The following is a 21,288-nucleotide window of genomic DNA, read 5'->3' as shown; positions in this document are numbered from 1 at the left end:
TCGATGGCGGGATCAGGCCTGGGACTGGACCAGGGCAGCCAGGGCCTCGACACTGGCGAAATGGCGACGGGTGTCCGCATCGTCGGCGGAGAGCACTATGCCGTAACGCCCCTTGATGGCCAGTCCCAGCTCCAGCGCATCGATGGAATCCAGACCCAGTCCGTCGCCAAACAGGGGAGCCTGGTCGTCGATGTCATCCGGGGTCAGCCCCTCCAGATTGAGGCTGTCGATGATGAGTTGCTTTATCTCTCGTTGCAGGTTTTGCATTGCGCTTCCATAGGCTGTCATGGGGTCCCGGGTTGCAGGACCTGGGTAAGAAATCGGGTTAGCTGGCGGGCGGCCAGGCCACTGCTCTGTTCGCCGTCGCCCCACCCGGTGGCCGCGATCTGTGGCAAAAACTCCAGGGTAAAGATCGGCTTGCGCTGCGGGACATGGAACCACTTGTCCTGCTTGGTGAGAAAGCGCTCGCTGCAGTGAATGCGCACGGGCTGCAGTGTCACTTGGCCGCGCAAGGCAAGCTGGGCGGCGCCCCGCTGCAACCGGATAGGCTCGCCCGGCGTAGTGCGGGTACCTTCCGGAAAGATCAGCAGCAAGCCACCGCGGCGTACCCGTTCGATGCACAGTGGCAACAGTTGTTCCGCTTCCCCGTTGGGAATGTAGTCGGCGGCACGCACCACGCCACCGAGGAAAACATTATGCCACAAAGCCCGCTTGACGATGCAGTCGCACACCGGCAGCTCGGCCGCCAGGATCACGTAGTCGAGCAGGCTGGGATGGTTGGCGACGATGAGGGCCCCCTGCAGGGCAGAGGGCATGCCGCTGACCCTGTAGTCCAGCACCCCCAACCTCTTGAGCATGCCCATAAACAGCCGGAAGCTCTGCTTGATGCTGGCCTGCGCCAGGATGCGACGCGGCTCCCCGCGCAGGCAGATGGCCAGCAACGGAAACCAGCACAGGCTGAGCAGGAGCCCACCCAGACCGAACAGGGTAAAGCCGAGGGCGGTCCCCATCAGCCGCCAGAGCCGATTCAGCTGCGTCGCCATGACCACTCCCGGCGCCCGTCGCTCAGCAGGCATGCGGGTTGTTGCAAGAGATGTGCGCGCCAGAATGCCAGGGGCTGGGCCAGCTCGGGGTTCCGTCCGGCTTCCCGTTGCCCCTCGCAGCGCCAGCGTTCGACTGCGTGTTCATCTTCGCCACGCCCCAGCACCAGCGCCACCGCATAAGGCGCCGTGGCAGGGAGCCAGGCTTGATGAAACGCCGGGATCTCCCCCTCGAACGCCACCAGCAGCACCCGTTCACCGCCGGCATGCAGGTTGGCGATCGCCTCGGTCAATCCGGCCATCAGGCCCCCTTCTCCTGCGGCAATGGAACTCATGGGCAGGGCCGCCTTGCCCTGGATGGAACAGAGCCCGGCCGCGGTGTTGTGCACCGACATGGAGAAATCCGTGGGGGAAAGCGGCTTGCCGGCCGCCAGGCCCTGCAGCAGCGCCATGGAACGCGCCAGCTCCCCATGACGACTGACGAAGATGGCGCTGTCGATGGGGTGGCGACCCAGCATATCCAAACCGAGTTGTACCGCGAGGCGGGCGCCCGCACTGAGGCGGCGCGCCATCATCATGGGGATCAGGGGGGTAAGGGGCAGCGCGGGAGTAACCTGGGGCCACTGTACCTCTCTGGCCCACTGTTGCCATTGACCGGCCTGCTCCAGTCCAGGAGAGAGCGCCTGCGCATCAAGGAGTGAAAATGAGAGCATGATAGCGGCGTTCTGTCCTTTTTTGGCGCGGGAATTCATTAGATATAATAAATGAGTTGTTCAATGTCGGCATAAAAATATGCGCAAACAATAACCAACTTGTTATCAGTATTAACTTTCTGGCATGGTAACATTATTTTTTAAAAAAGTAGATCCCCTCACATATCACTTATTGCATCAGACCATATTTTATTGAAAATATCATGACAATGATGTCTCATTGCCTGGCTTATTGCATTTAGCACCGGAGAATAATAATGAATTGGATCACAAAATCGGGGTTGGTACTCGGCGCATTCCTGCTCGTCGCCTGCTCCACCAGCAAGCCGATACAGAATCTTCCTGCCAACCAGGTGAATTTCAATTTGAGCGAAGAACAGGTTGGTAATGCCATCATCAACGGTGGTATCAGCAAGGGCTGGGTGATGAAAAAAGAACAGCCAGGTGTTATTCGCGGTCAATTGAACGTGCGCCAGCATCAGGCGGTGATCAATATTCCTTATACTGCTCGTGATTACTCTATCAATTATGTCAGCAGCATCAATCTGGATGACGATGGCAAAGGTGCCATCCACCGCAGTTATAATCGCTGGATCCTGGGGCTGAATCAGGCCATCCAGATCGAGCTGTCCCGCGCCGGCACCCAATAACCAGAGACAGGACCGCCATTGAAACACTACCAGTGTGAGCAATACAACGCCCTCGATGCCATCAGCCAGGCTCAGCGCATCGCCTTCGCCCCCATGCTGTTTCAGGCGAGCTGGTGCTTGCGGGAAACCGGGGTGCTCGCCTATCTGGAGAGCCGAGGCAAGACGGGGGCCACCACGGCCGACATCGCCAGCCACTGCGGGCTCAGCGAATATGCGGTGGCGGTGCTGCTGGACATGGGGCTGGGTGGCGGTGTCTGTCATCTGGCCGGAGAGCACTATGTGCTCGGCAAGGTGGGCAAGTACCTGCTAAACGACCCCATGACCCGGGTCAACATGGACTTCACCCAGCACGTCTGTTACCAGCCGCTGGCCCAGCTGCTGGATGCCATTCGCGAGGGCAGGCCGGAGGGGCTCAAGGTGTTCAGCCCCGATTGGGAGACCATCTACCCCCATCTGGATGAGTTGCCTGAACCTGCCCGCGCCAGCTGGTTCTCCTTCGATCACTTCTACTCCGACTGGGCATTCCAGCAGGCGCAGGATCATGTGCTGAACTACGCGCCACGCTGCCTCTATGACGTCGGGGGCAACACGGGCAAGTGGGCTCTCTCCTGTGCGGCCAGGGATCCTGAGCTCAGTGTCACCATTCTGGATCTGCCGGAGCAGCTCGCCCTGGCCCGGCCCAGGATAGAGGCTGCGGGTCTGGCAGACCGGGTCCGTGGTCACGGGGTCAACATGCTGGAGGCCGAAGGCCACCTACCCGGGGAGGCCGACATCTGGTGGATGAGCCAGTTCCTCGACTGTTTCAGCCACGAGCAGATCGTCACCATCCTCAAGCGCATTCGTCAGCACATGAAACCGGGAGCCAGGGTCTGCATTCTGGAGCTCTTCTGGGACAGGCAGAGTTTCGAGGCCGCCAGTTTCTGTCTCAACGCCACCTCCCTCTACTTCACCGCCATCGCCAACGGCAACAGCCGCTTCTATCACTCCAAGCAGATGTACCAGTGCCTGCGTGAGGCCGGCTTCCACGTGGAGGCCGAGCACGAGATCCCGGGCCCGGGTCATACCCTGCTGGTTGCCCAACCTCTGCCTGCGCGGCCATAATGGCCCATCGATAATGGATGGCATACATCAGGAAAGGAGCGACCCATGATGCGCAATGGCCGGATATGGCTGGTGCTCGGGCTGGCCCTGGGGGCGGTGACGACCGGCTGCACCCACATCAAGGAGGCGGGCAGAACCGTGGGCCATACCACCAGAGACGTGACCCGCGAGATTGGCCACACCACCCGGGATGTGGCCCGAGAGATAGGCCATGGTACCCGGGATACCGTCAAGAAAGTGGGTGACGAGATAAGCAAATGACAACAGGGGCCCAGGCCCCTGTTGCGTTATCTGTGATTCGGAATCACCACATGGCCATCAGCCGGAACTCCATGGTCTCTTCCTGTCCGTCCGGCAGCGTGGCGAAGAAGTCGAGCCCGGTCTGCTCCTCCACCGCATCCACCGTCACCCTGCAGTCCGCCAGCCGGCTGGCCGACACCTTCTGCTGGGACAGGCCCGGCCCATCGCTGTCATGGGCATGCCTGCCCCGGCAACAGAGGACTGCTTCTTACGTCGGGAGAGGTGTGGGGGTGGCATCGTCGACGCCGGGAAATAGTGCGTGCTTGTTTGTTCAAGATCAAAGGGGTCAATCAGAACGACTCTAGAATCAGCCCGTTATTTATTTGGAACGGCATGAAAGGCGATTCACCACCACGGGCAGGCGTTATTAATTCATCGACATACTTCCCATGAATTAATACGCCACCTTGCCAGATGAAATATTTGAGCCCATTCATTTCACGCCAAAAATGCAACATAACAACCAGCCTTCCATAACAAATAACCGGGTCTGATCCTTGGTACCCCGTATTCAGACAATGCCATTGATGATGCCTTCTTGTGTGAAGGCAAGAAATGGCCGTGCTTTTCAATCAAGATAAGGATGCATGATGAGAAAGTCCCTGTTGGCCACCGCCCTGCTGCTCTGCCCCGCCGCCTTCGCCGCCACGACGCACTGGGGATACAGCGGTGAAGCCGGTCCGGCGAAATGGGCCAGCCTGACCCCGGAATATGGCCAGTGTGCGGGCAGCAACCAGTCGCCGGTCAACCTCGCAGGCCTGGTGGAGGCCGAACTGGCGCCCCTGCAGTTCCACTACCGGACGGGTGGCAAGACGCTGGTCAACAACGGCCACACGGTGCAGGTCAACTATGCCCCCGGGAGCGCCCTGGAACTCGACGGCATGCGCTTCGAGCTCAAGCAGTTCCACTTCCACGCCCCCAGCGAAAACCTCATCGAGGGCAGGTCCTACCCCCTGGAGGGTCACCTGGTCCACGCCAACGCCAAGGGGGAGCTGGCGGTGGTCGCCGTGATGTTCGAACCGGGCTGGGCCAATGCCGCCCTGAGCCAGGCCTGGCAGGCGCTGCCAGCCAAGGCGGGGGAGAGTCACGAGCTCAAGGAAGGGGTCTCGGCAGAGGCACTGCTGCCCGCCCAGCACGACTACTACCGCTTCAGCGGGTCGCTGACCACCCCGCCCTGCTCGGAAGGGGTGCGCTGGCTGGTGATGAAGGAGCCGGTGCAGGTGAGTCAGGCGCAGATCGACGCCTTCAAGGCGGTGATGCACCATCCCAACAACAGACCCGTCCAGCCCCTCAACGGGCGACTGGTGCTGCAATAAGGTTGTATGTCACCGATTTGCGCAATAAAAAGAGGGCCTATCGGCCCTCTTTTGCATCTTCCGCAAAGGTGTTTACAAGCTGGCAGCGATGCGTGCCCCCAGCGCGGCGTTGTTCAACACCAGCTGGATGTTGGCCGCCAGGGAGTTGCCACCGGTCAGCTCGCAGACGCGGGCCAGCAGGAAGGGGGTGGAGGCCTTGCCCTTGACCCCCTGCTCGTCCGCTTCCCGCAGCGCCTGCTCGATGGCCGCGTCTATGTCCGCCTTCGGCATCGCAAACTGGGCCGGGATGGGGTTCGCCACCACGGCGCCGCCCGCCAGCCCCAGCTCCCACTTCAGGCGCAGCGCCTCGGCGATCGCCGCCGGGGTGTCGAGGCGGTAATCCACCTTGAAGCCGCTCTCCCGGGTGTAGAAGGCGGGCAGCTCCTCGGTCTGGTAGCCGATGACCGGCACCCCCTGGGTCTCCAGGTACTCCAGGGTCAGGCCGATGTCGAGGATGGACTTGGCGCCGGCGCAGACCACGGCCACCGGGGTCTGGGCAAACTCCTGCAGGTCAGCGGAGATGTCGAAGCTCTCCTGGGCACCGCGGTGCACGCCGCCGATGCCGCCGGTGGCGAACACCCGGATCCCGGCCATGGCGGCCACTATCATGGTGGACGCCACCGTGGTGGCCCCCATCCCCTTGTTCGCCAGCACGAAGGGGATGTCACGGCGGCTGCACTTGATGGCGGCGTGCCCGGCCTTGCCCAGCGCCTCCAGGGCTCCCGCATCCAGGCCCACCTTGAGGCGGCCATCGATGATGGCGATGGTGGCCGGCACGGCGCCGTTGTCGCGCACCACCTGCTCCACCTGGCGCGCCGTCTCCACGTTCTGCGGATAGGGCATGCCGTGGGAGATGATGGTGGACTCCAGGGCCACCACCGGCTTGCCGGCAGCCAGCGCGGCGGCAACTTCAGGTTGGATATCGAGGTAAGCGTTCAACATGGGTACTCCTCCAGCATGCGTTCAACGGCGGCCTTGGATAGGCCGGAAAAGACGGTATCGGAACAATTGACGGTGAGGGCGGCGCAGCCGAGGGCGAACCGGGTCGTCTCGACTATGTCCTGCTCCTGCAACCAGGCGTGGGCCAACCCTGCCATGAAGGCATCGCCGCCGCCGGTCACATTGACGACCGGGCTGCCGAGCACGGGCAGATGGCCCTGGCACGCCCCGTCGCTATAGAAGATCCCCTGATCGCCGAGGCTCAGGAAGAGCCGCTGCACCCCGGCGCGGTGGAACCAGGCCGCCGCCATGGGCCAGGTGTCGGGCCCGGCGATACGGAAACCGCACAGCTGCTCCGCCTCGGTGCGATTGGGTTTGAGGGTGTGGATGCGGTGCAGCCAGGGGCGGATCTTCTCCACCTTGGCGACAGAGACGGTGTCGACGAAGATGATGTGCTCGCCCTGGCGCTCGAACAGCCAGTCCAGGGTGTGGGTGGCGAGGTTGGTGTCGAGCACCCAGAGCCGGGCCGCGCCGAGGAAGCCGCTCAGGGGGGCAAGCCGGGCCGGGGTGAGCTGCTCGATGATCCCCATGTCGTTGACGGCGCAGCTCATCTCGCCGCTGCCATCGTGCAGGCTGAGGTAGCAGGAGGTCGCCTGCCCCTCCAGCACCAGCACCTGGCGCACGTCGACGCCGGCGCGCTGGCTCACCTCCAGCAGGTGGTGGCCGTATTGATCGTTGCCCACCGCGGTCAGCAGCCGGGTGTCGGTACCGAGGCGCGCCAGGTTCTCGGCGATGTTGCGCCCCACCCCGCCGGCCGAGGTGCGCACCCGGCCCGGGTTGGAGTCGCCGATGCGCAGGTTGTCGTGGCTGCTGCCGCAGATATCCATGTTGGCGCCGCCGATCACCACGGCATAGGGGCCTTCTCGCAGCACATAGCCGCGCCCCTGCACATAGCCCTGGCGCATCAGGCTGGAGATATGGCTCGCCAGCGCCGAGCGACTGATGCCGAGCCTGTCCGCCAGCTCCTGCTGGGCAATCATGGGGTCCTGGCGCAGCAGGGCGAGGATCTCTTGCTCACGTTCCGTCATAGACAAACATCCAGTTACAAACGTTTGTCCATTATCATCGAGAAACGTTTTCCCGCCACGATTGCGTGCAAGAAATGTCGGGTCGCGCACAAAAAATCACCGGGCAGGGCCCGGCGATAGAAAAACGGTTTTCAGTTGATGCCACTCACCCCAGCTGTACCCAGACCTCGTTTCCCTCCAGCCGCACCGGCCAGCAGGCGACACTCAGGGCCGGATCGTCCAGGCAGCGACCGTCCATCAGGGCGTAGCGCTGCTTGTAGAGGGGCGAGGCGACCACGGGTTCCCCACCGGCATCCCCCACCAGGCCGCGCCCCAGCACGGCAACGCCGGCCAGGGGGTCCACCCCGTCCAGGGCATAGACATGCTCCCCGAGGCGAAACAGCGCCAGTACCCGCCCCTCCAGCCAGGCGCTGCGCCCGGCCTGCTCCGGCAGCGCCGCCAGCTCGCATACCCGATGCCAGGCCCCGGTCGCTGACTGCAAGGTCTCTTCTTTTATGTCGCTCATACCACCTCCTTGATAGCGATATCCGGCACCCATTGCCCCCGCTCCTCACGGCGCGGCGGCGTCTCGTCCTCGGGCCGGTTGACGAAGGCCTCGAACAGCTTGAGCTTGTCCGGATCCGCCAATGTGCTCTTCCACTCGCACTGCCAGGTGCCGACGATCCCCTCCATCATGGCCTCCAGCTCGGCGCCGATGCCGAGCTTGTCCTCGATGATCACCGACTTTAGGTAGTCGAGCCCCCCCTCCATGCTCTCCATCCAGACCGAGGTGCGTTGCAGCCGATCCCCGGTGCGCACGTAGAACATCAGCAGCCGATCGATGTAGCGGATCAGGGTCTGCTCGTCGAGATCCGTGGCGAACAGGTCGGCGTGGCGCGGCCGCATGCCGCCGTTGCCACACACATAGAGGTTCCAGCCCCGCTCGGTGGCGATGACGCCGATGTCCTTGCTCTGGGCCTCGGCGCACTCCCGGGTGCAGCCGGAGACCGCAAACTTCAGCTTGTGAGGGGCCCGCAGCCCCTTGTAGCGATGCTCCAGGGTCTGGGTCAGGGTCATGGAGTCCTGCACCCCGTAGCGACACCAGGTGGAGCCCACGCAGGACTTCACGGTGCGCACCGACTTGCCGTAGGCCTGGCCGGTCTCGAAGCCCGCCGCCACCAGCTCGCCCCAGATGGCGGGCAGCTGGTCGACCCGGGCGCCGAACAGATCGATGCGCTGGCCGCCGGTGATCTTGGTGTAGAGGCCGTACTTGCGCGCCACCTCGCCGATGGTGATGAGCCCCTCCGGGGTGATCTCCCCCCCCGGGATGCGCGGCACCACCGAATAGGTGCCGTCCTTTTGCAGGTTCGCGAGGAAGGCGTCGTTGGTATCCTGCAACGCGCGGTGGGGCTTCTCCAGCACGTGCTCGTTCCAGAGGGACGCCAGGATGGAGGCCACCGTCGGCTTGCAGATGTCGCACCCCAGCCCCTGGCCGTGTTTGTCGCGCAGCGCCTCGAAGCTCTTCAGCTCGCCCACCCGGGCCAGGTGATAGAGCTCCTGACGGCCGTAGGCGAAGTGCTCGCACAGCCCCTTGTCCGCCTCGACGCCAAGGTCTGCCAGGGTCTGATCCACCACCTGCTTGAGCAGGTTGCTGCAACCGCCGCAGCCCGTGCCCGCTTTGGTACAGCTCTTCACCGCCGCCAGCTCGTGATTGCCCGCCCGAATAGCGGCCACCACGTCCCCCTTGCTGACGTTGTGGCAGGAGCAGAGGATGGCGCTGTCCGGCAGCACCAGGGGCGCGGGGACGGCCCCGACCTCCCCCACCAGCAGGGAGAGCGGCGGCTGGGGCAGCGCCACCCCGTTCTGGTAGTACTGCAGCAGCCGCTCATAGTCGGCCCCGTCCCCCACCAGGATGGCGCCGAGCAGGCGATTGCCCTCGCCGTCGGTCACCAGCTTCTTGTAGATGCCCTTGACCCTGTCCAGCAGCAGCAGCTCCTGGGCGCCGGCGGTGGCGGCGTGGGCGTCGCCGATGGAGCCCACGTCCACCCCCATCAGCTTGAGCTTGGTGGACATGTCGGCCCCGATAAAGCGGCTCTCGCCGCCGCACAGGCTGGCCACGGCGGCCCGGGCCATCTGGTAGCCGGGGGCCACCAGCCCGAAGATGCGCCCCTGCCAGAGCGCGCACTCGCCGATGGCGAGGATGGCGGGATCCGAACTGTGGCAGCCGTCGTCGATGCAGATGCCACCGCGCTCCCCGACCACCAGCCCGGATTGCCGGGCCAGGGCGTCGGCGGGTCGAATACCGGCGGAGAACAGCAGCACGTCGGTCTCAATGTGAGTGCCGTCCTTGAAACGCAGTCGATGACGGGCCTGCTCCCCCTGCTCTATGCACTCGGTGGCCTTCTCCACCAGCACCTCGACCCCGAGGGCCTGGATCTTGTCCCGCAGCACGGCGCCGCCGCTCTCGTCGAGCTGCACCGGCATCAGCCTGGGGGCGAACTCCACCACCTGGGTCTTGAGGCCGAGCAGGCGCAGGGCGTTGGCCGCCTCCAGCCCGAGCAAGCCGCCACCGATCACCACGCCGCTGCGGGCCTGGGCGCAGGCATCGCGGATGGCGGCGAGATCTCCCAGGGTGCGATAGACGAAGCACCCCTCCCGCTGATGGCCGGGGATGGGGGGCACGAAGGGGACCGAGCCGGTCGCCAGCACCAGGCGCTCGTAAGGGAACTGCTCGCCACAGGCCAGGGTCAGGGTGCGGGCGGCCCGGTCGAGCACCTCCACCTCGGCCCCCAGTCGCAGCGTTATGCCGTGCTCTTCATACCAGGCGGGATCCGCCATGCGCAGGGCCTGGGGCGCCTTGCCGCCGAATACCTCGGAGAGGTGCACCCTGTCGTAGGCGGCGTCCGGCTCGGCGCCAAATACCGTCACCTCGAACCGGCTCAGGCCACCGGCCGCCACCAGCTGTTCGACGAAGTGGTGACCCACCATGCCGTTGCCCACCACCAGCAGCCGTTGCTTGTCGGTCTTGTCGGCGGAACCGCTGTTCTGGCGACCGGGCAGGTCCATGCCGTCCCCTGTCACCCACTGTATCTCTTTGTCAGTCATGTCTCTCTTCCTTGAATCCGGCGGGCTCAGGCGCGCAGCTTGCTGCGCACCTGCCCGGCTGCCTTGAGGGGGGTCACCTTGCGCTGCTTCTCGTAGAGGAAGCGCAGCACCTGCTGGCGCAGCTTGTGGTAGTGGGGATCGTCCGCCAGGGCAACCCTGTCCCTGGGCCTTGGCAGGTCGACGGTCAGGATCTCCCCGACCGTGGCGCTGGGGCCATTGGTCATCATGACGATGCGATCGGAGAGCAGCACCGCCTCGTCCACATCGTGGGTGATCATGATGACGGTGTTGCCAAGCTCCGCCTGGATCGCCATCAGAGCATCCTGCAGATGGGCCCGGGTCAGGGCATCGAGGGCGCCGAACGGTTCGTCCATCAGCAGCACCTTGGGGGAGAGCGAGAGCGCGCGGGCGATGCCGACCCGCTGCTTCATCCCCCCCGACAGCTCGTGGGGCATCTTCTGGCTGGCGTGATCCATCTGCACCAGGGAGAGGTAGTAGTCCACCCGCTCCGCCACCGCCCGCTTGTCAGACTCCACCTGGGCCACCGCCAGCGCCACGTTCTGCTGGACGCTGAGCCAGGGCAGCAGGGCGTGGTTCTGGAACACCATGGCCCGCTCGGGCCCGGGGCCCGCCACCTCGCGGCCATCGAGGATGATGCCCCCCAGGGTCGGCTCCAGCAGCCCGGCCACCAGGTTGAGGACTGTGCTCTTGCCGCAGCCCGAGTGACCGATGAGGGAGACGAACTCCCCCTTCTCGATGCGCAGGTTGACCCGGCTCAAGGCCTCGAAGCGCCCCTGCTCCGTCTCGAACGAGATGCCGAGATCGCTTATCTCCAGATAACTCTTCATTGGCTCTTCTCCTGCCTGAATAGGAATGTGGTTAACGCAGCACCTGGCGCTTGTCCTGAAGCAGGACCACTGCTGCAGGGCCTGTGCTGCCTCGGTTGCCCGCGGGCGCTCCTAGCGCAATACCTGGCGCTTGTCCCAGGACAACCACTGCTGCAGGGCCAGCATGCCCCTGTCCAGGGCACAGCCGATGAGGCCTATGGTGATCACCGCCACCATGATACGGGCCAGGGAGGACGAACCGCCGCTCTGGAACTCGTCCCACACGAACTTGCCGAGCCCCGGGTTCTGGGCCAGCATCTCCGCCGCGATCAGCACCATCCAGGCCACCCCCAGCGACAGGCGCAGGCCGGTGAAGATCATGGGCAGGGCGCCGGGCAGCACGATGCGCCGCACATGGGTCAGGAACGACAGGCGCAGCACCCGGCTGACGTTGTGCAGATCCCGGTCCAGCCCCGCCACCCCCACCGCCGTGTTGATCAGGGTCGGCCAGAGGGAGCAGAGGGTCACCGTCAGGGCCGAGGTGAGGAAGGACTTGGCGAGCCAGGGGGTGGGGCTGGCGTAGAGGGCGCTCACCACTAGCGTGATGAGGGGCAGCCAGGCCAGCGGCGACACCGGCTTGAGCAGCTGGATCACCGGGTTGGCGGCGCGATAGAGCCCCTGGTTCATGCCGAGCAGCACCCCGCACGGGATGGCGATCAGGGTCGCGAGGCCAAAGCCGCACAGCACGGTGAGCAGGCTGGTGGCTATCTGATCGAAGAAGGTGGGGCGCCCGGTGTAGGGGCGCAGCTTCACCTCGGCCGCCGGATCCTCCGCCAGCCTTGCCGCATTGCGCGCCTGCTGGCGCTCGAGGAAGGCCGCCGCCTTCTCCCGCTCCTGCAGATGCTCCTGCCCGAGGGACCAGAGCTGGCTGGCGGTGGCGAGCGGTCCGGGCAGGGTGCCCAGACTGGTCTGCACCTGGCTCGCCCCCCACTGCCAGAGGCCGAGGAAGAGCAGCACGCCGAGCAGGGGCTGCACCATGACTTTCCAGTTGACGGCTTTCAAATGGATGAGGGGCCACGTGTGTCGTTTCATTGCGCTCTCCTTGCTCATTGCACCCGCTCATCGCCCTTGAGGCCGATGGCGAACTGCTGCAGATAGGCGTTGGGGTGGCGGCCGTCATAGATGAGGCCGTCGATGAAGCCATCCTGGGGGCCGCGATAGCCCTGCTCGCTGGCAAAGTCGGGGAAGTCGGTGGCCTTGAGCTTGCCCTCGGCGATGAGGGCCTCGGCGGCCTGGCGATAGACGCCCGGTTGATAGACCGCCTTGGCCACCTGCTCGAACCAGGCGTCCGGCTTGGCCTCGGGGATCTGGCCCCAGCGCCGCATCTGGGTCAGGTACCAGATGGCGTCCGAGTAGTAGGGATAGGTGGCGTGGTGGCGGAAGAAGACGTTGAAATCCGGCACCTGGCGCTTGTCCCCCTTGCCGTACTCGAAGGTGCCGGTCATGGAGCTCGCGATCACCGCCTCGTCGGCCCCCACGTACTCGGGTTTGGCCAGCATCCTGGCCGCCTCGCGCCGGTTGCCGTTCTGCTGTGCATCCAGCCACCAGGCCGCCCGCAGCAGCGCCTTCACCAGCCGGACATGGGTGTTGGGGTGGCGCTCGGCCCACTGCCGGGTGACGCCGAACACCTTCTCCGGGTTGTTGCGCCAGATCTCGTGATCCGTGATGACGGGCACCCCTATGCCCCTGGCGACCGCCTGCTGGTTCCAGGGCTCCCCCACGCTGTAGCCGGCGATGGTGCCCGCCTCCAGGGTGGCGGGCATCTGGGGCGGCGGTGTCACCGACAGCAGCACGTCCGCCTGGCGCTGGCCCGAGTTGTCGCCGAGTGTGGGCGCATAGAAGCCGGGGTGCAGGCCGCCTGCGGCCAGCCAGTACCTGAGCTCGTAGTTGTGGGGGGAGACGGGGAACACCATCCCCATGTTGAAGGGCTTGCCCGCCTGGCGGTAATCCGCCACCACAGGCTTGAGGGCGGCGGCGCTCACCGGCGGCGGCACCTGGCCCGCCTGCGGTCTGGGCAGCTGGGGCGCCATGGCGGCCCAGACGCTGTTGGCCACAGTGATGGCGTTGCCGTTGAGATCCATGGCGAAGGCCGTCACCAGCTCGGCCTGGGTGCCAATGCCGATGTGGGCCGCCAGGGGCTGACCCGCCAGCATCTGGGCGCCGTCCAGCTCGCCGTCGATCACCCGATCCAGCAGGATCTTCCAGTTCGCCTGGGCCTCCAGGGTGACGTAGAGTCCCTCGTCCTCGAAATAGCCCCGCTCGTAGGCCACCGCCAGCGGTGCCATGTCAGTCAGCTTGATGAAGCCGAGCCTGAGCTCCTCCTGCTCCGGGGCTCCCAGTGCCAGCACCGGCAGCGACAGCGCCGCCAGCAGCAGCCCCGCACATCCTTGTCGTCCGTTCATTCCAGTCCCTCACTCGGTTCACTCTTCCCGGCGGCCACGCCACGCTCCTGGGGGTTGCAGCGCCACCTCGTTGCAGCGCTGCGACCCGAAAGGCGAGTCGCGACCAAAAAAAAGCCCCACCGATCCGGGATCGGTGGGGCTTCTTTGCCCTGTTGCGGAGGAATGGCCGGATGGCCCTTCCCTGTCCGCTGTCTCTTCACTTGCTATCGTGTATTCGGTTATTCACTTTCCGTGCCAGCTCTGCCAGTGCCCGCCAGACGGGCTTTCGCCCCTCCAATCCCGCCCTCGCCACCCCCAATTTGCCTCAATTAGGCGCAGTTGCACCAAAACGGTTGGCCACCAGGACGCTCAGGCGGGCAATGCCAGCAACAGCTGCCGCGCCAGCTCCCCCAGGCTCAGGTGACGGCTCATGGCGGTGCTGCGCATCAGGCGATAGGCCTGTTCCTCGTCCAACCCCTGATGGCGCATCAGCCGCCCCTTGGCCTGCTCGACGAGCCGCCTCTCCTCCAGCTTCTGGCGCAGCTCGCTCTCGGTCTGCATCAGGGCCTGCACCATGGCGAGCTGGCTGCGGGCCAGGCGCAGCCACTGCTCCACCGGCTCCCGCTCGCCGCAAGGGTGGGGCACCAATAGCACACCCTGCCGCAACAGGGCGAGCTGGGTGTCTCCCCCCAGCCGCTCGCAGAACAAGAGGCGCGGCAGGCCGGGCCAGAGGGAGAGGCCGAGGCGCACCTCGGCGCCGAACTGTCGGCAGCTGACGAGCAGGGCGTCCCCCTGCTCCATCGGGGTCAGCAACTGGCGGGTATCGAGGATCCTGGGCTGATGACCGTAGTGGCTGACCAGCAGGGCCAGCCGATTGGCCTGACCGGGATCATCGGCGTGGATCAGCAGGCGGGAAGCGGGGCCGTCCTGACCCCGGGTGGAAAGAGTAGTCATGGCGCTCCTTGCCAACGGCTATCGCAACTTGTCTGCTGCCAATGCCGCAACATGAAGGCCAACTCTTTGAATCTACCTCCTTTTTATCTATCAGGAGGTAGTGGGGGTAGAGGGTGGATATCGGCTCAGGCGACCCGATCCAGCGCCTCCGTCAGCAGACCTTGCAGCTCGGCGCGCAGGCGCACCACCTCCCCCACGATGATCAGCACCGGGCTCTGGCCGAGCAGGGCCAGCGCGGCCTGCGCCAGCCCGTCCAGCGTGGTCTCGTGCACCTGCTGGCGGGCGCTGCACCCGGCCACCACCAGGGCCACCGGCACATCCAGTGAGGCCCCCGCCGCCAGCAGCCCCTGCCGGATCTGGGCCGCCCGCTCCAGCCCCATGTAGAACACCAGGGTGTGGCCGGCCCGGGTCAGCCCCTGCCAGCCCTGATAGTCGCGCTCGTCCATCAGGTGCCCCGTCACCAGGGTCAGGGAGCGGGCCAGTCCCCTGTGGGTCAGGGGGATGAAGGTGCTGGCGGCGCACCCCAGGGCCGCCGTGATCCCCGGCACCAGCTCGGCGGCGATGCCGTGCCGGGCCAGGTGCAGCGCCTCCTCGCCGCCACGGCCGAACACCAGGGGATCCCCCCCCTTGAGGCGCACCACCCGCTTGCCGGTGCGGGCCAGGGCCAGCAGCAGGGCGTTGATCTCCTCCTGGGTCGGGCTCGGCTCGCCGCAGCGCTTACCCACGTCGAAGCGGGCCGCCCCCTGGGGAATGCGGGCCAGGATCTCGCTCCCCACCAGGCGGTCATAGACCACCACCTCCGCCGCCTCGATGCGTTGCAGGGCGCGCAGGGTCAACAATTCGAGGGGGCCGGGGCCCGCTCCCACCAGACTGATTTGGCTCATCTCAGGCTCCTTGTGTCCTGGCATCGCACTAAGCGGATGCCAGGAAAACATGTTTGATCAACAACTTGTCTATCTCGGGCAGGCAGGTACCGCAGTTGCTGCCGCAGCCGAGCAGGGCCTGCAGCCCCGCCAGCTCGCTCACCCCCTGCCGGGTGATGGCATCGACGATGCGCTGCTCCGATACCCGCAGGCAGGAGCAGACCAGCCGGCTCTCCCCGGCCAGGGCCTGACTCAGGGTCTGGCTCAGGGCCCCCGCCTGGAGCGGCGTGCCGAGCAGGCTGGCCAGCAGATCGACCTTGATGTCCGGGCGCCGCTCCCCCATCAGCAGGATGCCTTCGATGCGATCCCCGGCCAGGGCCACGGCGAGCCAGCCCTCTTTCAGGGGCAGCCTGAGCCAGTGCCCCTCGGCCCCCAGCCGTTGCCACAGGCGCTCGGGGCTCTCTGACCAGGAGGCCAGCAGGGTGCAGTTGCCCTCGGGCAGGGGGCGCCTGGCCCACCAGTCCACCCCCTCGCGCCAGTCATGGCGGCCGCACCAGAGCCCCTGCCAGCGGGTGGGCTGCGCCCTGGCCTGCACTCGCCCCTGCTTGAACATGGGCTGGCCCGAGAGGGGATCCACCACGGCGGCGATGAGACGGTTGACCGCCCCCTGGCTGCACTGGCTGTCGGTCCAGTGCATGGGCAGGAAGGCCTCCCCCTCCCTGAGCCCCTCGTCCAGCCCGACCAGCAGCAGCGCCTCCCCGAGCGCGTTGCAGAGGCGCACCAGATCCCCCTCCCTGGCGCCGAGCGCCAGCAGGCTGGCGGCCCCCACCCGCACCCTGGGCCAGGGCTCGGCCTCCTGCAACCTGGGCACGTGACCGGTGCGGGTCATGGTGTGCCACTGATCCCGCAGCCGCCCGCTGTTGAGGAGCAGGGAGACAGCCCCTGCAAGCGGGGGCGTTTCTGGCTGCTCGGGGAAGCGCTGGGCCAGGGGCAGCAGGCGGGCCCGGCCATCCGGGGTGGCAAAGCGCCCGTCCTCGAACAGGCGATCACGCCCTTTGGGCCAGCGGGCATTGACGGGCCAGCGCAGGGGGGCCAGGGCCTCGAATTCGGCACGGGTGAGACCCGCCAGCCCGGAGATGTCGAACTGGCGGGATCCGTCGTTCTCAAACCCGGAGAGAGCGGCATGCTCGCAGAAGATCTCGTGCTCGTGCTCATAGGCGAACCCCTCGCCAAAGCCGAGCCGACGGGCGAGCCGGGTCAGGGCCCACCAGTCGGGCCTGGCCTCCCCCGGCAGGGGCAGGAAGGCGCGCTGGCGACTGATGGTGCGCTCGGAGTTGGTGACGGTGCCGCTCTTCTCCCCCCAGGCGGCGGCAGGCAACAGCAAGTGAGCGAGGCGCGCCGTGTCGGTGTTGGCCGTCACCTCGGAGACCACCAGCAGCTCGCAGCGGCTCAGGGCCTCGCGCACCCGGTTGCCGTCCGGCAGGGAGACCGCCGGGTTGGTGCCGAGCACCCAGAGCGCGCGGATCTCCCCCCTGTGCACCGCCTCGAACAGCTCGACGGCCTTGTGCCCCGGCCCGCGCACCATGGTCGGGCTCCCCCAGAAGCGCTGTACCCGATCGCACTCGGCCTCGCCAAAGCCCATGTGGGCGGCGAGCTGGGTCGCGAGCCCCCCCACCTCGCGCCCCCCCATGGCGTTCGGTTGCCCCGTCATGGAGAAGGGAGCCGCTCCCGGCTTGCCGATGCGGCCGCACATCAGGTGGGCGTTGAGGATGGCGTTGGCCTTGTCCACCCCCTGGTTGGACTGGTTGATCCCCTGGCAGAACAGGGTGACGGTTTTGGGGGTGCGGGCAAACAGCTGGTAGAAGCCGAGCAGATCGCTGCGGGAGAGACCGCAGCTGCGGGCCACCTCGTCCAGTTGCCAGGCGGGGTCGTCCAGCGCCGCCGCCAGCGCCTCGAAGCCGCTCACATGCTGCGCCACATAGGCCTTGTCCCAGCCGTCGCAGTCGAGCAGGTAGCGGCACAGACCGTTCCAGAGCGTCACGTCGCTGCCGGGCTTGAGCGCCAGGTGCAGATCCCCCTGCTCCGCCGTCATGGTGCGGCGGGGATCCAGCACCACCAGCCTGAGCTCGGGGCGCCGCGCCCTGGCCTGCTGCAGGCGGCGAAACAGCACGGGATGGGTCCAGGCTGTGTTGGCGCCGGTCAGCACCACCAGATCCGCCAGCTCCAGATCCTCGTAGCAGGCGGGCACCAGATCCTCCCCGAAGGCGCGCTGGTGGGCCACCACGGCCGACGACATGCAGAGCCGGGAGTTGGTGTCCACATTGGCACTGCCGAGGTACCCCTTCATCAGCTTGTTGGCGACGTAGTAATCCTCGGTGGTGAGCTGGCCCGACAGGTAGATGCCGATAGCCTCAGGCCCGGACTCTGCCATGATGGCGGCCAGGCGTTCCGCCAGGGTGTCCAGGGCCTCCTCCCAGCCGATGCGCTGCCCCATCCAGCGCGGATAGAGCAGGCGGTCAGGGAAGGCCAGGCTCTCCAGCAGGCTGGCCCCCTTGACGCACAGGGCGCCGCCGTTGGCCGGATGCTGCTCATCCCCCTGCAACTGCCAGTTGTCGCCCTCCCGGCTCAGCCGGATGCCGCACCCCACTCCGCAATAGGCACAGGTGGTCTTCATTCCCTTGCTCCTTGTCATGTGTCTGACGAGGGGCCCATAAAAAAGCGTCCGCCCCCCTGCGGGGACGGACGCCTTTGTCCGGATGCCTCATCGTCTTGTATGGGAAAGTGACTGCAAACCCCGCGCCAGGATGCAAGGGGCGCCGCCATTGCGCGTCAGCGTGCCGGGCTGCGCCGCCACGGTGCAGCCGCCCCCTTGTTGGGCCCGCTGGACGGGAATGCGCCCCACGGGCTGGGCAAGGGGCGCGCCGGGGGTATAATGCGCCGCCACACAGGAGAACGAGATGAAAGTGTCAGGTTACGGCGCCGCAGAGCGGGTCGATGCGCGGCCGGATGCGGCCCCAGAGTATTGCGCCATCGGGCTGGTCAACCCCAAGTCACCGGAGAACGTGGGGGCCGTGATGCGGGCCGCCGGCTGCTATGGGGCAGACGAGGTCTACTACACGGGGCAGCGCTTCGAGCTGGCGCGCCGCTTTGCCACCGACACCAAGCAGATGGTGGAGAAGATCCCCCTGCTCGGGGTCGAGGAACTGCTGGCGTTCGTCCCCGAGGGCTGTACCCCTGTGCTGGTGGATCTGATCGAGGGGGCCACCCCCCTGCCGGACTATGTACACCCGGCGCGGGCCTTCTACATCTTCGGCCCTGAGGATGGCACCCTGGAGCCCGCCCGCTTCGCGGCGGTGAAGGAGGTCATCTATGTGCCGACTCAGGGTTGCATGAACCTCGCCGCCTCGGTCAACGTGATCCTCTACGACCGGCTGGCCAAGACGCTGAGATCGGGAGGCTGAGGGCAGAACAAGGAGGTCATCTACGTGGCCACAGCACGGCTGCATGAACCTGACCGCCTCGGTCAACGTCATCCTCTACGACCGGTTGGCCAAGACGCTGAGATTGGGAGGCTGAGGACAGAACAAGGAGGTGATCTACGTGACCATAGCATCAGGGTTGCATGAACCTCGCCGCCTCGGTCAACGTGATCCTCTACGACCGACTGGCCAAGACGCTGAGATCGGGAGGCTGAGGGCAGAACAAGGAGGTGATCTACGTGACCACAGCACGGCTGCATGAACCTGGCCGCCTCGGTCAACGTGATCCTCTACGACCGGCTGGCCAAGACGCTGAGGGCGGAGGCTTGAGCAAGAGGGTGCGCTACGTGGCAAACATGGCGCTAGGGTAACGGCTTGCGCGCCCTCGCCTCCTGCTCCCGGATAAAGTCCCGGAAGTAGTCGTAGAGCCGGTGTTTCCGATAGATCTGTGCCAGCTTCCCCTGCCTTGCCAGGGTGCGCATGCCGGGATCCCAGAGCCCGTGCAACTGCCTGCCCCGCTCGTTATCGGCGAAGATGGGGTAGGTCGGGATCCAGCGCAGGAAGACCTGGGCCAGTTCGGGAGGGAGGGAGCCCTTGGGATAGAGGACGCCGGCGGTCAGGTAGTAGCGGTAGCGCCCCTTGACCAGCAGTTGCAGCGCCATCTCATGGCTGTCTAGCTCGTGCCAGCGCATGGGCACCGGGATAAATTTGTCGAAGGCCCAGCCCCGCAGCCAGAGCACCTCCTGCTCCTTCAGGCTGGCCTCCCCCGTCCACAGCGGCAACCAGCGCTTCTGCATCACCACGGTCACGTCGTCGGCCGAGTCCGGATAATCCGGCTGATGGACGCCGTCCACCTCCTCCCGATAGACCCCCATCGCCATGTCGCCCCCCTTCTGCACCACCGCCAGCGCCCGTTTATAGGGCACCAGGTGAGGCTGAACCACATAGCCTTCGGGCTCATAGATGGCGCGCACCAGGTCCAGGTAGATCCCGCTGCCATCCCTCCGGCAGAAGCCGGGCCAATCATCGCAGTAGACGTGCAGGGTGTCGGCCCGCAGGGGCCAGACGATCAGAAGGGAGCACAACAGGAGCAGACGAACCATGGGTTTCCTCGGTGGTATGGCCATCGGCGGTGCTCACCGCAGACGGCCCGTTCAGGCTTACAGATAGCATAGAAAACTGCCGTGCCAACCGACATTTTCCTGATTTTGCGAGCGGGTCGAGGGTTATTGCCGCCCCCTCAGGTATCATGAGAAACAAGATTCATTAGTAGCCCAACCAGAGGGGAGTTTCTCATGCCAACCATCAAATCCCTGCTCTGCCCCGTCGACTTCTCCGACATGTCCAGGGCCGTGCTCGACTACGCCGTCTTCATGGCCAATACACACCAGGCCGAGCTCAAGCTGGTCCACGTGGTGGATCAACTGCACGGCTTCGACAGCTACAAGATCCTGCACATGACCGCCATCGAGATCACCCACGAGATGGAGCGCCAGGCCAAGAACCAGCTGAAAGAGCTGGTGGCGCTGCTGCCCATCCCGGCCAAGTTCGAGGTGCGCTTCGGCCGCGCCGCCGACGAGATCGTCCTCCAGGCGAAGGAGGACAAGGTGGATCTGGTGGTCATGGGCAGCCACGGCCGCTCCGGCATCAGCCATCTGCTGGTGGGCAGCGTGGCCGAATCCGTGGTGCGCCACGCCCCCTGCCCGGTGCTGGTGGTGCGCAAATAATCCCTCCCTGATGCACGAAGGCCAGCACGAGCTGGCCTTTTTGCCATCTGCGCCTTCTCAGCCGTGGGCATAGATGACGCTGCCCCCCTTGATGGTGTCGATGATGGCCCTGGACTGCTCCCGCGGCAGGGCGGGGCAACCCCAGCTTCTGCCCAGCTTGTCAAATTTGCGCAGATGCTTCGGGCTCGCATAATCCGCCCCGTGCACCACGATGGCGCGCTTGCGGGCATTGCTGTTCTTGCCTGGGCTGAGCCCGTCGAGGCGCAGGGAGTAGCCGTGCTTGCCCTGATAGGTTTCGGCGGTGCGATAGACCCCGAGGGAGCTCTGCCGGGAATTCATCTGGTTGGAGAACTGGCGGGCTGCCAGCTCCCCGGAATTGCGGCCGTGGCTCACCCAGGTGTGGTAGAGCAGCTTGTGGCGCTTGACGTCGATGACGAACAGCCGGCGCATGGTCGAGGGCTTGCTGTAGTCGATGATGGTGAGGATGGGCTTGCGCTTGTGGCGCACCTTCTGGTAACCGTCCAGAGCCTGGCGAAATACCTGCTTGTCGAGCTTGCCCGCAAGACCCAGCTGGCGATAGAGATCCTGATCCCAGCTGGCGTGACTGGCTCCGCTGAACCAGAGCGCTCCCAGCAGCAGTGGCAGGCTCAGCCAGAGTCGGCCGCACCACGCCCTCCAATCCTGTCCCTTCATCCTTGAAGTCGCTCCCCTTGCTGTCGGTGGCCTG

Annotated in this window: 22 protein-coding genes and 3 pseudogenes; 9 read left to right on the top strand and 16 right to left on the bottom strand. The window is 65.7% G+C overall.

Features of this window, described 5'->3' with window-relative positions; translation table 11 throughout:
• Nucleotides 1-12: 12 nt before the first annotated feature.
• From I6L39_RS11170 to I6L39_RS11160, 3 genes are read right to left on the bottom strand one after another with little or no spacing between them, the layout of a single operon-like run.
• Nucleotides 13-267: a phosphopantetheine-binding protein gene (locus I6L39_RS11170; RefSeq protein WP_042079154.1), complete on the bottom strand. Its 255-nt coding sequence runs from the start codon at nucleotides 265-267 to the stop codon at nucleotides 13-15.
• Nucleotides 268-284: 17 nt separating this feature from the next.
• Nucleotides 285-1,043: a 1-acyl-sn-glycerol-3-phosphate acyltransferase gene (locus tag I6L39_RS11165; RefSeq protein WP_216989686.1), complete on the bottom strand. Its 759-nt coding sequence runs from the start codon at nucleotides 1,041-1,043 to the stop codon at nucleotides 285-287.
• Entirely contained in the window at nucleotides 1,028-1,753 is a 726-nt protein-coding gene (locus tag I6L39_RS11160; RefSeq protein ID WP_042079189.1) for a beta-ketoacyl synthase chain length factor, read from the bottom strand. The genes I6L39_RS11165 and I6L39_RS11160 overlap by 16 nt, the downstream gene beginning before the upstream one ends.
• A 257-nt stretch (nucleotides 1,754-2,010) precedes the next feature.
• On the opposite strand from I6L39_RS11160, the gene I6L39_RS11155 reads away from it, so the two are divergent.
• From I6L39_RS11155 to I6L39_RS11145, 3 genes are read left to right on the top strand one after another with little or no spacing between them, the layout of a single operon-like run.
• The gene (locus I6L39_RS11155) at nucleotides 2,011-2,403 is read left to right on the top strand and encodes a hypothetical protein (protein WP_042079152.1); all 393 of its coding nucleotides are present in this window, start codon (nucleotides 2,011-2,013) and stop codon (nucleotides 2,401-2,403) included.
• 18 nt (nucleotides 2,404-2,421) lie between these two features.
• Nucleotides 2,422-3,504, top strand: a complete 1,083-nt coding sequence (locus tag I6L39_RS11150; RefSeq protein WP_216989685.1) for a methyltransferase — start codon at nucleotides 2,422-2,424, stop codon at nucleotides 3,502-3,504.
• A 45-nt stretch (nucleotides 3,505-3,549) separates the two neighbouring features.
• Nucleotides 3,550-3,765 (top strand): hypothetical protein, encoded by a 216-nt coding sequence (locus I6L39_RS11145; RefSeq protein WP_042079149.1) that lies wholly within the window; start codon nucleotides 3,550-3,552, stop codon nucleotides 3,763-3,765.
• A 43-nt stretch (nucleotides 3,766-3,808) separates the two neighbouring features.
• On the opposite strand, the gene I6L39_RS11140 is transcribed toward I6L39_RS11145, so the two are convergent.
• Nucleotides 3,809-3,943, bottom strand: coding sequence for a DNA/RNA non-specific endonuclease (locus tag I6L39_RS11140; RefSeq protein ID WP_244462966.1), 135 nt, complete (start codon nucleotides 3,941-3,943; stop codon nucleotides 3,809-3,811).
• Between the two features lie 451 nt (nucleotides 3,944-4,394).
• Here I6L39_RS11140 and I6L39_RS11135 point away from each other — a divergent pair, with 451 nt between their 5' ends.
• Nucleotides 4,395-5,120, top strand: coding sequence for a carbonic anhydrase (locus tag I6L39_RS11135; RefSeq protein WP_042079148.1), 726 nt, complete (start codon nucleotides 4,395-4,397; stop codon nucleotides 5,118-5,120).
• 72 nt (nucleotides 5,121-5,192) lie between these two features.
• Here the strand turns inward: I6L39_RS11135 and I6L39_RS11130 are convergent, their stop codons facing one another.
• From I6L39_RS11130 to I6L39_RS11085, 10 genes are all read right to left on the bottom strand, one after another.
• Nucleotides 5,193-6,101, bottom strand: a complete 909-nt coding sequence (locus I6L39_RS11130; RefSeq protein WP_216989684.1) for a pseudouridine-5'-phosphate glycosidase — start codon at nucleotides 6,099-6,101, stop codon at nucleotides 5,193-5,195.
• Complete coding sequence (locus I6L39_RS11125) at nucleotides 6,095-7,186, bottom strand: PfkB family carbohydrate kinase (RefSeq protein WP_216989683.1); 1,092 nt, start codon at nucleotides 7,184-7,186, stop codon at nucleotides 6,095-6,097. The genes I6L39_RS11130 and I6L39_RS11125 overlap by 7 nt, the downstream gene beginning before the upstream one ends.
• 145 nt (nucleotides 7,187-7,331) lie before the next feature.
• Nucleotides 7,332-7,691 carry a nitrite reductase small subunit NirD gene (gene nirD / locus I6L39_RS11120; RefSeq protein ID WP_216989682.1) on the bottom strand — a complete coding sequence of 120 codons (360 nt, stop codon included), beginning with the start codon at nucleotides 7,689-7,691 and terminating at the stop codon, nucleotides 7,332-7,334.
• Entirely contained in the window at nucleotides 7,688-10,270 is a 2,583-nt protein-coding gene (gene nirB, locus I6L39_RS11115) for a nitrite reductase large subunit NirB (RefSeq protein WP_216989681.1), read from the bottom strand. The genes nirD and nirB overlap by 4 nt, the downstream gene beginning before the upstream one ends.
• A gap of 26 nt (nucleotides 10,271-10,296) precedes the next feature.
• Nucleotides 10,297-11,118 carry an ABC transporter ATP-binding protein gene (locus tag I6L39_RS11110; RefSeq protein ID WP_216989680.1) on the bottom strand — a complete coding sequence of 274 codons (822 nt, stop codon included), beginning with the start codon at nucleotides 11,116-11,118 and terminating at the stop codon, nucleotides 10,297-10,299.
• 111 nt (nucleotides 11,119-11,229) lie between these two features.
• Nucleotides 11,230-12,189 (bottom strand): ABC transporter permease, encoded by a 960-nt coding sequence (locus I6L39_RS11105; protein ID WP_216989679.1) that lies wholly within the window; start codon nucleotides 12,187-12,189, stop codon nucleotides 11,230-11,232.
• A 14-nt stretch (nucleotides 12,190-12,203) separates the two neighbouring features.
• Complete coding sequence (locus I6L39_RS11100; protein ID WP_160837607.1) at nucleotides 12,204-13,559, bottom strand: CmpA/NrtA family ABC transporter substrate-binding protein; 1,356 nt, start codon at nucleotides 13,557-13,559, stop codon at nucleotides 12,204-12,206.
• 348 nt (nucleotides 13,560-13,907) lie between these two features.
• Nucleotides 13,908-14,492, bottom strand: a complete 585-nt coding sequence (locus I6L39_RS11095; RefSeq protein WP_160837605.1) for an ANTAR domain-containing response regulator — start codon at nucleotides 14,490-14,492, stop codon at nucleotides 13,908-13,910.
• Nucleotides 14,493-14,617: 125 nt separating this feature from the next.
• On the bottom strand, nucleotides 14,618-15,376 hold the full coding sequence (gene cobA / locus I6L39_RS11090; RefSeq protein ID WP_210557458.1) for a uroporphyrinogen-III C-methyltransferase: 759 nt from the start codon (nucleotides 15,374-15,376) through the stop codon (nucleotides 14,618-14,620).
• A 28-nt stretch (nucleotides 15,377-15,404) separates the two neighbouring features.
• The gene (locus I6L39_RS11085) at nucleotides 15,405-18,029 is read right to left on the bottom strand and encodes a nitrate reductase (RefSeq protein ID WP_216989678.1); all 2,625 of its coding nucleotides are present in this window, start codon (nucleotides 18,027-18,029) and stop codon (nucleotides 15,405-15,407) included.
• A 283-nt stretch (nucleotides 18,030-18,312) separates the two neighbouring features.
• Between I6L39_RS11085 and I6L39_RS11080 the strand changes: the two genes are divergently transcribed.
• The 4 genes and pseudogenes from I6L39_RS11080 to I6L39_RS20260 form a co-directional block, all read left to right on the top strand.
• Nucleotides 18,313-18,816 (top strand): RNA methyltransferase, encoded by a 504-nt coding sequence (locus tag I6L39_RS11080; protein WP_245195949.1) that lies wholly within the window; start codon nucleotides 18,313-18,315, stop codon nucleotides 18,814-18,816.
• A 9-nt stretch (nucleotides 18,817-18,825) separates the two neighbouring features.
• A pseudogene (locus I6L39_RS20270) lies at nucleotides 18,826-18,931 on the top strand (TrmH family RNA methyltransferase); the annotation flags it as partial.
• A 12-nt stretch (nucleotides 18,932-18,943) separates the two neighbouring features.
• Nucleotides 18,944-19,049: pseudogene (locus I6L39_RS20265) on the top strand (RNA methyltransferase); the annotation flags it as partial.
• 9 nt (nucleotides 19,050-19,058) lie between these two features.
• Nucleotides 19,059-19,164 (top strand): annotated as a pseudogene (locus tag I6L39_RS20260) (TrmH family RNA methyltransferase); the annotation flags it as partial.
• A gap of 32 nt (nucleotides 19,165-19,196) precedes the next feature.
• Here the strand turns inward: I6L39_RS20260 and I6L39_RS11075 are convergent.
• A complete protein-coding gene (locus I6L39_RS11075) occupies nucleotides 19,197-19,937 on the bottom strand; it encodes a hypothetical protein (RefSeq protein ID WP_216989677.1) in 741 nt (246 codons plus the stop codon).
• A gap of 192 nt (nucleotides 19,938-20,129) precedes the next feature.
• Between I6L39_RS11075 and I6L39_RS11070 the strand changes: the two genes are divergently transcribed.
• Complete coding sequence (locus I6L39_RS11070; RefSeq protein WP_042079134.1) at nucleotides 20,130-20,561, top strand: universal stress protein; 432 nt, start codon at nucleotides 20,130-20,132, stop codon at nucleotides 20,559-20,561.
• A gap of 57 nt (nucleotides 20,562-20,618) precedes the next feature.
• Here the strand turns inward: I6L39_RS11070 and I6L39_RS11065 are convergent, their stop codons facing one another.
• Nucleotides 20,619-21,254, bottom strand: coding sequence for a murein L,D-transpeptidase catalytic domain family protein (locus I6L39_RS11065; RefSeq protein ID WP_216989676.1), 636 nt, complete (start codon nucleotides 21,252-21,254; stop codon nucleotides 20,619-20,621).
• Nucleotides 21,255-21,288: the final 34 nt, after the last annotated feature.

Source organism: Aeromonas sp. FDAARGOS 1409 (assembly GCF_019048705.1).
In the GTDB taxonomy this organism is placed as follows: domain Bacteria; phylum Pseudomonadota; class Gammaproteobacteria; order Enterobacterales; family Aeromonadaceae; genus Aeromonas; species Aeromonas sanarellii.
Note: the sequence above shows the minus strand (reverse complement) of the source record. Positions and strands in the feature narration are given on the sequence as shown.